Origin of the sequence: Nocardioides sp. PD653-B2 (genome assembly GCF_002117935.1) — a bacterium.
Lineage (GTDB): Bacteria > Actinomycetota > Actinomycetes > Propionibacteriales > Nocardioidaceae > Nocardioides.
In genome coordinates, this window is sequence record NZ_BDJE01000002.1 from 65935 (window position 1) to 75850 (window position 9916).

Consider the following 9916-nt stretch of genomic DNA (forward strand, 5'->3'; position numbering starts at 1 on the left):
GGGCACCGCCGTCAGCCGAGCCCGGCGGCTGGGAAGCTCACCGTCATCGTCGTCCCGCCACCCCCGTGGTTGTCGCGGGCATCGGCCGTGCCGCCGTGCCGCTCGACGATCCGCTTGACGATCGACAGACCGAGACCCGTGCCGCGGTAACCGTCCCGGTGGGCCCGGTGGAAGCTGTCGAAGACCTGCTCGTGCTGGCCCTCGGGGATCCCGATGCCGTTGTCGGAGATCTCGATGACGGCCATCTGCCCGGCAACACCCGGGACGGTCCGGGCGCAGATCCGGATCTCGGGGATGACCCCGGGGGCGACGTACTTGACGGCGTTGCCGATCAGGTTGTCGACCACCTGGCGCAGCAGCACCGGCTCGGCCATCACGTCGGGCAGCTCGCCCTCGACGAGGATCTGCGGCTCGGGCTGGCCGCTCGCCCGGCTCGCGTCCACCCGGGCCCGGATCACGTCCCCGACGAGGTCGTCGAGATCGACCCGCACCGGACTGATCGTGAGGTCGCGGGCGGTCGTGTACGCGAGCAGGTCGCTGATCAGGTGCTGCATCCGGTGCGCCGACCGCTGGATGCGCTCCAGCCGCTCGGCGCGGGTCGCAGGATCCGACGACACACCTGCCCGAGCCTCCTCGAGAAGAGCCTCCGACCAACCGTCGACGACGGTGAGCGGGTTCAGCAGGTCGTGGGCCACGACGCCCGCGAACGACGCCAGCTCGTCCCGCTCGCGTCGCTCGGCTGTGACGTCGTGGAAGAGCACCACCACCATCGGTGGGTCGGAGTCGGGGAGCGGGCGCGCCGACACCTCGAGGAGGCGGCCCTCGGGCACCGCCGGGTTCCGGACGAACAGGTCGTCCTTCTCGATCGTGCCGCCGGTCTGGGCCAGCGCCATCGGCGACTCCTCGGGGCTCAGCGGCCGTCCGTCGGCGTGGCGGAGCCCGTACGAGTCGACGTCGACCGCGCCTGACTCGTCTTGTTGCGGGGCACCGACGAGGTACGCCGCCGCGGGGTTGCGCAGCACCACCGTCCCCCGGGCGTCGATCACGCTCACGCCGTCGGCCATCGAGTCGACGATGGTCCGCACCATCGTTCCCTGGGCGCGGACGCGGTCGTTGAGGTCGAGGATCTCGACCCGGCCGATCGAGAGCACGAGGGTCAGCACGACCACCATCGCGACGTACCCCTGCACCACCAGGGCGCGGTTGTCGGGGTCCTCGACGACCATGAACGGCCCGAGCCCGAGCACCGTGGCGACCGCGACGGCGCCACCGAGCAGGAACGCGTGCCCGTCGGCGATGACCGGGGAGAAGCGGGTGCCGGCCCAGACGCTGACGGCGAGGGCGAGGAATGGGATCGGCAGGCCGGTCTTCGCGAAGAACACCAGCCAGAGCACGACGACGCTGACGAGGACGAGGGCGACCAGCTCGACCGGGCCGCGACCCCGCATCGGCCCGACGGGCACCGGACCATGCTGCGGGTTGCTCGCGCGGGCGAGGTGCCGCGCGGTCAGCGTGAGCGGGAAGATGGCCAGCACGCTGGTGCCGTTGCCCAGCACCCAGGAGACGACCTGCTCCCAGCTCGTGTCGGAGAACGAGATCACCGCCGCAGGCCCGAGCACGGCGGCGACCACCGAGGCGATGAGCGCCGCCAGCGCCAGGTAGCCGAAGTCGCGGACCTGCTCCACCCCGGGCGGGGGCTCCTCACCGAAGCCCCACCACCCGGGGCACCACCGGTTGATCAGCACGCCGAACACGAGGGTCTGGACCACGGTGGCGAACGCCAGCCCGACCGACAGGCCGATGCTCGCCCCGGTCAGCCCGTAGGCCCCGACGGCGACGACGAACAGGATGGCGACGTCGACCAGCACTGGCCGGCTCCAGCCGGACACCGCCAGCCAGGCGGCGGCGACACCGGCAGCCGGCCACACGAGGGCGAGCTCGGTGCCCGGGAGCACCGACAGGCGACCGAGCCACACGCCCACGGCGAAGCATCCCCCGAACCAGGCGAGGTCGACGAGGCGCCCCCGGCTCACCCGAGGCCCCCCTCCCGGGTCCGGCGAGCAGCGCCCGGGTCGGCGGCGGCGATGGGCTTCGCGGTCTGTGCCTGGCCGGCGCCCTCGATCGGCTGGATGACGTGCGGGTCCGGATGCTGCTCGTGAGCGTGGACCACCAGGAAGTGCGCGACCCAGCCGCGCACGTCGATGTCCTCCAGGATCGGCTCCCGAGCCACGGAACCGACCCTAGAGCAGTCGGCGTACGGCGTCTCGCAAAGACTGTTCCGGGTCGATGCCGGACTCCCGGGCCTCGGCAACGAGCGCCAGCAGGCGATCACCGAGGTCGTCCCCCGCGGGCGCCGGTGCCGAGCCCGCGCGCCCGAGCCGGTCGAGGACCTTGTCGGCGTAGAGCAGCGCGGGGAGCGTCGGCGGGATCCCGTCGGTGACGGACTCGCGCTGCTTCTCGGTGGCCTTGATCGCCTCCCACGCCTCGTTGATCTCGGCCGGACTCCCACCGGCAGCGTCGGCGAAGACGTGGGGGTTGCGGCGGTGCATCTTCGCAGTGACGTCGGCCGCGACGTCGTCGATCGTGAACTCGCCCGTCTCCTCGGCGATCACCGCGTGGAAGTAGACCTGGAGCAGGAGGTCGCCGAGCTCCTCGCGCAGGTGCACGGCGTCGCCGCTGTCGATCGCCTCGAGCGTCTCGTGGGTCTCCTCGAGCAGGTAGCGGGCCAACGAGCGGTGGGTCTGCTCGCCCTTCCACGCGCACTCGGCGCGCAGCCGCCGCATCACCTCGAGGAACTCGAGGAGCGGCTCGCCGGACGCCTGCTCGGCCACCGGGGTCAGCTCAGCCGCAGCGCTGGCTGGCGGGCAGGGTGGCGGCGTACGCCGCGTCGGGCTGGGCGGCGTCGGCCTTCTTCGCGGTGTCCCCGAGCGCGAAGGACAGGCTGGTGTCGGTGGCGACCACGGTGCCCTGGTCGACGCTCACGCCGTAGCGGGGGTCGATCCGCACGTCGTGGTCGTCGAGCCACGACGCGAACTCCTTCGCGCCCGCTGCCTGGGCGTCGTCGTCCGACGGCGACCCGCCGAGCACGTCCCGGCCGACGGCGGTCTCGGCAGCGGCGACGTAGAGCGACGCGGCACTGACCTGGATGACGGCCTCGCGCTGGGCGTCGCTCAGTGGCGCGAGCTGCTTCTGGGCGCCGTCGATGGCCTGGTCGTAGGAGCTGTCGATGGTCACGCCGTGATCGGCCATCAGCTGGTCGGCGGCGCTGCGCACTGCGTAGCTGCTCGCGGCCAGGCCGGCGATGTAGTGGTTGGGCACGACCTGGCCCGGCTGGGACTCCGTCGACGCGGAGCAGTACGCCGTGGCGGTGGCCCGCACCTGGTCGGTCGAGACCGTGTCGTCCTGGACCCGGACGGCGACGCCGGGGTTGAACCCCGTCACCGAGCCACACCCGGTCAGCAGGAACGTCGAGACGAGGGCCAGCCCCGCGAGGCGGCGAACAGGGGTCCGGGTCACTTCTTCTCCTGCGTCGAGGGGTTGCTCTCCGGCGGGTCGATCACGGTTTCGATGACCTGCCGGGCCCATTCAAGCAGGGCGATCCCGGTGATCAAGCCACCTCCCGGCAGCGGAGACGGCGGGCGCGGCACCAAGACGGTGCTGACCGGTGCCTTGACGATCGACTTCGGGTACATCCGGTTGAGCCGGATCACCCGCGACTCGGGCAGGTCGACCGGCGCGAACCGCACGTTGCGGCCCGCGATCGTGACCTCACCGACGCCCGCCTGGCGGGCCCGGGCGCGGAACCGGGCGACCAGCAGGAGCGAGTCGACCTCCTGCGGCGGCTCGCCGTAGCGGTCCAGCATCTCCTCGCGGATCAGGTCGACGTCCTCGTCGGCGCGGACCTCGGCCAGCCGCTTGTACATCTCCAGCCGGAGTCGCTCGCTGGGGATGTAGTCGTGCGGCAGGTGGGCGTCGACGGGCAGCTCGATGCGGACCTCGTTGAGCTCCGGCTCCGCGTCGCCGCGGAACTCGTGGACCGCTTCGCCGACCAGGCGGACGTAGAGGTCGAAGCCGACATCGGCGATGTGGCCGGACTGCTCACCACCGAGCAGGTTGCCGGAGCCGCGGATCTCGAGGTCCTTCATCGCGATCGCCATGCCGCCGCCGAGGTCGGAGTGCTGGGCGAGAGTCGCGAGCCGCTCGTGGGCGGTCTCGGTCAGCGGCTTCTCGGCCGGGTAGAGGAAGTAGGCGTAGGCGCGCTCGCGCGAGCGGCCGACCCGGCCGCGGAGCTGGTGGAGCTGGCTGAGGCCGAGGGTGTCGGAGCGCTCGATGATCATCGTGTTGGCGTTGGACACGTCGAGGCCGGACTCGACGATGGTGGTGCAGACGAGGACGTCGAAGCGCTTCTCCCAGAAGTCCAGCATCACCTGCTCGAGCTGGTGCTCCCCCATCTGGCCGTGCGCCGTGGCGACCCGGGCCTCGGGCACCAGCTCCTTGATCTTGGCGGCGGCCTTCTCGATGGAGTTGACCCGGTTGTGGATGTAGAAGACCTGGCCCTCGCGCAGCAGCTCACGGCGTACGGCGGCCACCACCTGGCGGTCCTCGTAGGCGCCGACGTACGTCAGGACCGGGTGCCGCTCCTCGGGCGGGGTGGTGATCGTGGACATCTCGCGGATGCCGGTGATCGCCATCTCGAGGGTGCGCGGGATCGGGGTCGCCGACATCGACAGCACGTCGACGGAGGTGCGCAGCCGCTTCATCTGCTCCTTGTGCTCGACGCCGAAGCGCTGCTCCTCGTCGACGATGATCAGCCCGAGGTCCTTCATCCGGATGTCCGGGTTGAGCAGCCGGTGGGTGCCCACCACGATGTCGACCGTGCCCTCGGCCAGCTCGGCGATGACCTCGCGCGCCTCGGCGTCGGTCTGGAAGCGCGACAGTCCCTTGAGCACGACCGGGAACCCGCTCATCCGCTCGCTGAAGGTGCTCAGGTGCTGGGTGACGAGCAGCGTGGTCGGCACCAGGACGGCGACCTGCTTGCCCTCCTGGACGGCCTTGAACGCCGCCCGGACGGCGATCTCGGTCTTCCCGTAGCCCACGTCGCCGCAGACCAGCCGGTCCATCGGGACGCTGCGCATCATGTCGCCCTTGACCTCGTCGACCGTGGTCAGCTGGTCGGGCGTCTCATGGAAGGGGAACGCGTCCTCGAGCTCGCGCTGCCACGGGGTGTCCGGGCCGAAGGCGTAGCCCTTCGTGGCCTGGCGCGCGGCGTACAGCTTGATCAGCTCCGCGGCGATCTCGCGGACGGCCTTGCGGGCCTTGTTCTTGCGCTTGGTCCAGTCGGCGCCGCCGAGCCGGTCGAGGGAGGGCTGCTCGCCGCCGACGTAGCGAGTGACCTGGTCCAGCGCGTCGGCCGGGACGTAGAGCCGGTCGGCCGGACCACCTCGCTTGGAGGCGCCGTACTCGAGGACGAGGTACTCGCGGATCGCGCCGCCGACCTCGCGCTGCTTCATCTCGACGAACCGGCCGACACCGTGCTGCTCGTGGACGACGTAGTCGCCGGCGCTGAGCTCGAGCGGGTCGATCTGCTTCTTGCGGCGGGTCGGCATCTTCCGCATGTCGCGGGTCGACGCCTTCTGGCCGGACAGGTCCTCACCGGTGAGGACGGCGATCCGGTTGGTCTCGTCGACGAAGCCGTGGTCGGCGGCGCCGCAGCTGACCGTGATCACGCTGTCGGTGAGGTCGTGGACCTCCTGGATGTCGTCGACGATCCGGGCCGGCACGTCGTGCTCGCCGAGCACCTCGACCATCCGCTGCGCCGGGCCGTGACCGGTGTGCAGCACGACCACGCGGTAGCCCGCGCGCCGCCAGCCGTCGAGGTCGGCGATCGCGCGCTCGAGGTCGCCGCGGTAGGCCTCCGCCGGCTTCGCCGGCAGGGCGCGGCTCGGGACCGCGCCGGCGACGTCGTCGACACCGAGGCCGCCCTCGGGCGACTCGATGCCGAACGGGCTGACCGTCCACCACGGCTTGCCCTGCGCCAGCGCGTGCTCGCGCACGTCGCCGATCTCGCGGTACGACGCGGCGCCGAGGTCGATCGGCGCGGTGCCGCCGCCGGCGGCGGCCGCCCAGCTGGCGCCGAGGAATTCCTCGCTCGTCGCCACCAGGTCGTGCGCGCGGCTGCGCGCCCGCTCCGGGTCGAGCACGAGCACGTGGGTGTCGTCGGGCATCAGGTCGACGAGCAGCTCCATCTCGTCGACGAGCACCGGCGCCAGCGACTCCATGCCCTCGACCGCGATGCCGGCCGCGATCTTGTCGGTGAGCTCGAGCAGCTGGGGGTGGGCGGCGCCCAGCTCGGCGGCCCGCTGCCGCACCTCGTCGGTCAGCAGCAGCTCGCGGCATGGGGGCGCCCAGAGCCGCTCGACCTTCTCGAGCGTGCGCTGGTCGGCGACCGAGAAGCTGCGGATCTCCTCGACGTCGTCGCCCCAGAACTCGACGCGCAGCGGGTGCTCCTCGGTCGGTGGGAAGACGTCGACGATGCCACCGCGGACGGCGAACTCGCCGCGCCGCTCGACCAGGTCGACGCGGGAGTACGCCGCTGCCGAGAGGCGGCGCACGACGTCCTCGAGCCCGGCGGTGGCGCCCACGACGAGCTCGACCGGCTCCAGGTCACCGAGCCCCTTGACCTGCGGCTGGAGCACCGAGCGCACCGGTGCGACCACGACCTTCAGCGGCCCGTTGGAGACGTCGTCGCCGGGGTGGCGGAGCCGGCGGAGCACGGCCAGCCGGCGCCCGACGGTGTCGCTGCGCGGGCTCAGCCGCTCGTGGGGCAGCGTCTCCCAGCTGGGGTAGTAGGCGACGTGCGCCGGGTCGACCAGGTCGCCGAGCGCCTCGACGAGGTCCTCGGCCTCGCGGCCGTTGGCCGTGACGGCCAGGACCGTGCGGCCGGCGCGGACCAGCCCGGCCACGACGTAGGGCCGCATCGCCTCGGGTCCGGTGAGGTCGAGTGCCCCCACCGTGCCGCCGCGGGCATCCGCGAGGGCCGCGGCGAGGGTGGGGTCGGCGAGGACGGCGTCGGCGAGGCCGGAGAGGTGCACGGACGAGCTCCTGGGGAGGGCGGATGACAACACGACAGCCCCCGGCCACGCGTGGCAGGGGGTGCGACGTCGAGTCTACGGCGCGCCGCCGACGGGCCTCAGCCCCTGGGGATGAGGGCCGCCCGTGGGTCAGCTGCGCGGATCGGCCACCCGGCCGACGAAGAGCGGCGTGCCGTGCTCGACGTCGTGGATCACGAAGAGGAAGGGCCGGTCGACCGTGACCGTGCGGTCGACGACCAGGGCCGACGATGCGCGGACGACGACCGCGGTGGCGGCCGCGGCCTCGGTGCCGTCCTCGTCGACGGCCACGAACACCTGGTGGAGGACGTCGTCGATCACCAGAGGATCGTCGGACTCGGTCATCTGCGTGAAGTCGGCGGCCGCCTCGTCGAACGCAGTCGGCATCCCGAGCGCCGACAGCGGGTCCTTGAGAGCCTTGGCGGTGCGGAACGTCCAGCGCGGGACCGACAGCTCGACGCTTCCCGGCTCCGCCGCGGCGAGGATCGCGGGCAGCGCGTCGACGTCGACCTCGCGACCGGGGTCGGGCAGCACGACGGTCATGGCGAGGGCGTTGTCGGCGTACGGGAGACGGACGCTCGTCCAGCCGTCCCCGGTGCCGACCGCTGCGCCGATGGTGGCGCGCATCATGGGCACCTGGACGACGGTGCCGTCGGCCCGGTGGAAGTCGCCGTCGGTCGTGAGGGTCCTCTCGAAGGGCTCGAGCCACGGCGCCTTGAAGTACAGGGTGTTGACGAGCACCAACCGGGTCATGGCGCTGACCGAGTCCGGCGGCAGGATCTCCTCGATCCGGTCGTGGGTTCGGTCCGCGGTCCAGCGATTCACGGCCTTCCGGGCGGCTTCGGTCGCGTGGACGAAGTCGACGGTGCGCATGCCGGCGCCGTACGAGCGGGCGAGGGTGTCGAGGAACGCCGGCTCCCATGGCACGTCCTGCTGCCCGAAGAGCTGGTTGGCGGCGTCGAGGGCGACCTGCCTGCCCGCGAGCGACTCGATGTGCTGCGTCAGTGCGTTCAGCCCGGCGTTGAGATCCGCGGCCGTGCCGGCCACGAGCACGTCGAGCATCTCGCTCCGCGTCGTGCCGGCCGCACCGTTGACCGTCATGCCGAGCGCGACCGCCACCGAGTACGGCGAGAGCGCGACGTTGTCGTCACCGGTCGCGAGCAGGCGCCAGAGTCCCGCACCCAGTGCGTGCACGGAGGCGACGGCCGCCGGCACCGCGGCGGCGTCACCGGGATCCCGCTCCGCGTCGGAGGAGACCAGCCGGAGCTTCGTCGTACCGTCCGGCGTGCCCTCCTCCCCCGGCGAACCGGCACAGCCGGCCAGGAGGCCCGCGCCGGCGACGGCCAGCGTGGCGAGCGAGAAGGCGCGACGGCTGAGCATGCTGGTCGGACGTCGACATGGTGTGCGGGGTTCCGAGACCGGCCTATATGCGTCGGGTGAAGCTGATCTTGCCGCCGGGTTGCTGGGTGGTGGTGTAGGCGGGGTCGTGTGCCCTGGTGTGGTGCTTGGGGCAGAGCAGTCGCCCGGCTTTCGCGCTCGTGCCTCCGCCCTTGGCCCACGGCAGGTCGTGGTGGGCGTGGCAGAGTCCGGGTGGCCAGTCGCAGCCGGTGGTGGTGCAGCCCTGGTCTCGGATGGCCATGGCGATGCGCATGGGGGTGGTGTGGAAGCGGGTCTTGCGGCCGACGTCCAACACCTCGGAGGGTCCGCCGAGGACGGCGGGGATGATGCCGGCTTCGCAGGCCAGGCGTCGGGCGAGTCCGGGGGAGAGGTGTTCGCCGGTGTCCAGGTGGGCGGCCTGCAGGCGGCCTTCCAGGGTCTCAAGGGTCATGGTCACGACCACGGTGGCGTTGAGGCCGCCCGTGTTCGGGAGCTGGTCGACGGGGTAGCGCTGGATGAGCTCGGCGAACGCGCGGCCCATCCGCTCGGGTCCGGGGCGTCGTTCACCGAGCGGGCCCTGGACTGCTTGGTGCTTGGGTGCGGCGAACGCGAGCAGTGCCTTGCGCAGCATGGCGCCGGTCAGCGCGTCGAGGGTGAACCGGCCGTGCACCCGGCCGTGGCCGTCCTCGGCCATCGTGAACCGGAGCGACTCCTGAGCTTGGCGTTCTTCGCGTTCGAGGAGTTTGGCTTCGCGTTCGTCGGCCTCCTCGGGGGCGATGACCTCGAACAGCCGCCTCCCCAGGATCCGCAGCGTCTTCGCGTCGTGGTGGCGTGCTTCCGCGACCAGGTGCCGTTCAGCTTGCTCGACCAAAGCGGTGTCCAGGTCGGCGGGGAGCTGCTCCACGGCGTGGACGATGACCTGCGCCTGCTCGAGGACGAGGTCGCCGGCGGCGAGCGCGACTCGTACCGGTTCGTGACCAGCACTCAACGCGGTCGCGAGACCCATCTGCCGGATCGCCTCACGGCGGGTCTGGTTGGTGGCGTGCGCCCACCAGACCGCGGTCGAGGTCGCGCCGGAGGCCTCGCCCACAGCAGCGTCGTCGGCGTGCGAGGCGACGCGGAGCTTCAGCTCGGTGACTCGGGCTTCGAGCTCGGTGTAGGCGATCAGGGTCGCGGCGGCCTCGTCCGGGTCCATCGACCACATCGGTGTCTGGGTCACCTCGTCGATGACCGCATTCAGCCGCACGGCAGCCCGCGACACCGGGTGTCGTGGTGCGGTGTGCGTGCTGGTCGCCATACCCATCACTCAACCAGGGACCACCGACAATCAGGCCCTGAAATCCTGTGGACAACGGGGGTTGGGGGTAACGGTCTGGTAACAGTGTTTCGCCTTTGTCCACAGGGGTTTCGAGAGAGCATCGGTGGTTGAG

General features: G+C 71.8%; 7 protein-coding genes. All 7 read right to left on the bottom strand.

Annotated features, from left to right (window positions below; translation table 11 throughout):
• Window positions 1-11 precede the first annotated feature (11 nt).
• Entirely contained in the window at window positions 12-2033 is a 2022-nt protein-coding gene (locus tag PD653B2_RS00495) for an ATP-binding protein (RefSeq protein WP_085870364.1), read from the bottom strand.
• The gene (locus tag PD653B2_RS00500; RefSeq protein WP_085870365.1) at window positions 2030-2230 is read right to left on the bottom strand and encodes a hypothetical protein; all 201 of its coding nucleotides are present in this window, start codon (window positions 2228-2230) and stop codon (window positions 2030-2032) included. The genes PD653B2_RS00495 and PD653B2_RS00500 overlap by 4 nt, the downstream gene beginning before the upstream one ends.
• 10 nt (window positions 2231-2240) lie before the next feature.
• Window positions 2241-2831: a MazG family protein gene (locus tag PD653B2_RS00505; protein WP_242665066.1), complete on the bottom strand. Its 591-nt coding sequence runs from the start codon at window positions 2829-2831 to the stop codon at window positions 2241-2243.
• A gap of 10 nt (window positions 2832-2841) precedes the next feature.
• Window positions 2842-3516: a hypothetical protein gene (locus PD653B2_RS00510; RefSeq protein WP_085870366.1), complete on the bottom strand. Its 675-nt coding sequence runs from the start codon at window positions 3514-3516 to the stop codon at window positions 2842-2844.
• Window positions 3513-7091, bottom strand: coding sequence for a transcription-repair coupling factor (gene mfd / locus PD653B2_RS00515; RefSeq protein WP_085870367.1), 3579 nt, complete (start codon window positions 7089-7091; stop codon window positions 3513-3515). The genes PD653B2_RS00510 and mfd overlap by 4 nt, the downstream gene beginning before the upstream one ends.
• 129 nt (window positions 7092-7220) lie before the next feature.
• On the bottom strand, window positions 7221-8489 hold the full coding sequence (locus PD653B2_RS00520; protein ID WP_085870368.1) for a serpin family protein: 1269 nt from the start codon (window positions 8487-8489) through the stop codon (window positions 7221-7223).
• A gap of 43 nt (window positions 8490-8532) precedes the next feature.
• The gene (locus PD653B2_RS00525; RefSeq protein ID WP_085870369.1) at window positions 8533-9783 is read right to left on the bottom strand and encodes an HNH endonuclease signature motif containing protein; all 1251 of its coding nucleotides are present in this window, start codon (window positions 9781-9783) and stop codon (window positions 8533-8535) included.
• Window positions 9784-9916: the final 133 nt, after the last annotated feature.

What these genes read in the sequence shown, in the direction of transcription:
- PD653B2_RS00520 (WP_085870368.1), bottom strand. Translation starts at nt 8,489, where the DNA reads ATGCTCAGCCGTCGCGCCTTCTCGCTCGCCACGCTGGCCGTCGCCGGC.
- PD653B2_RS00525 (WP_085870369.1), bottom strand. Translation starts at nt 9,783, where the DNA reads ATGGCGACCAGCACGCACACCGCACCACGACACCCGGTGTCGCGGGCT.